Below are 778 nucleotides of genomic sequence, written 5' to 3' on the forward strand. Positions count from 1 at the left end.
ATGGCGATTTTATTAAGTCCTTTGTGGAGCATGGCTTTATACTTGGTTTGATGGTTGCCCGTTATGATCATACCTATCAGCAAGGTCTTGAACGTTTCTGGAGCCGTAAGGATCGCTTTGATTATTATTGGCCGGTCTTCGCTAATATTGGCGAACAGGCTGTACTTAACAAGGAGATTTATGCAACTGGTCAGGCTACTGATAATGAGGTTTTTGGCTATCAGGAAGCGTGGGCCGATTATCGGTATAAGCCTTCCCGTGTGTGTGGTGAGATGCGCTCTAAAGCGCAGACTTCGCTTGATGTTTGGCATTTGGCTGACGATTATTCTAAGCTGCCTTCGCTTTCGGATGCGTGGATCCGCGAGGATAAGGCTAATGTAGATCGTGTCCTGGCAGTTACCAGTGCGGTTTCTAACCAGATGTTTGCTGATATTTATGTGCAGTGTAAGGCTACCCGGCCTATGCCTGTGTATTCTATTCCCGGTCTCATTGATCATCATTGACGGAGGTTGACTTATGGCTTATAATGCTGGTAGTGGCGTGCAGATGCCGATCTGGCAAGTCGAGAAAAGTAGCCAGCTGCCCACTACTGGGCAGCTGGCTACCGGCATTGGTGCTTTGCAGAGTATTGCGAAAAATAATACGGCGGCTTCCGCGAAGGAGGCCGAGAAGCTGCGTGAATGGCAAGTGCAGCAGGCTCAGATTGCCCGTGATTATAATTCTGCCGAGGCCCGGAAGAATCGTGATTGGCAAGAACGCATGTCAAATACTGCTCATC

2 protein-coding genes are annotated in these 778 nt (G+C 48.6%); both read left to right on the forward strand.

Annotation, left to right across the window (positions count from 1 at the left end):
* Nucleotides 1–503 (forward strand): major capsid protein (locus NE547_RS17960; RefSeq protein ID WP_256176618.1); only part of this gene is annotated, 503 nt, incomplete at its 5' end.
* A 13-nt stretch (nt 504–516) separates the two neighbouring features.
* The coding region (locus NE547_RS17965) for a hypothetical protein (protein ID WP_256176619.1) at nt 517–778 on the forward strand (262 nt) is incomplete at its 3' end.

It is taken from the genome of Flavonifractor sp. DFI.6.63 (genome assembly GCF_024462255.1).
GTDB lineage: Bacteria > Bacillota > Clostridia > Oscillospirales > Oscillospiraceae > Lawsonibacter_A > Lawsonibacter_A hominis.